At 65.9% G+C, this 255-nt stretch carries 1 pseudogene; it reads left to right on the top strand.

Going from position 1 to position 255, the window contains the following annotated elements:
- Positions 1 to 157 (top strand): annotated as a pseudogene (locus C6558_RS41355) (integrase); the annotation flags it as partial.
- Between the last annotated feature and the right edge of the window lie 98 nt (positions 158 to 255).

Genomic DNA, 255 nt, shown 5'->3' with positions numbered 1-255 from the left:
CGTCGACATCCGCGTCATCCAGGTCCTGCTCGGCCATGCCAAACTTGATACGACCGCGCTCTATGCCCGCGTCGCCACCAAGACCATCCGCGCCGTGATGAGCCCGCTCGACCGGATCAGACTTCTGACAGAGAACGAGACCAGACCGGACGCGTGACGCGTGGCGGTGAGCCGCCCGTTACTAGAGGTCGCCGATATCTTCCACCGCCATGGCGCCGCCTGGCGCGCGACCCATGCCGGTCACTTGAGCCTCGG

The sequence above is a fragment of the Ensifer sp. NM-2 genome (genome assembly GCF_003024455.1).
Taxonomy (GTDB): Bacteria; Pseudomonadota; Alphaproteobacteria; order Rhizobiales; family Rhizobiaceae; genus Ensifer; species Ensifer canadensis.
This window is presented reverse-complemented; position numbering and strand designations above follow the sequence as displayed.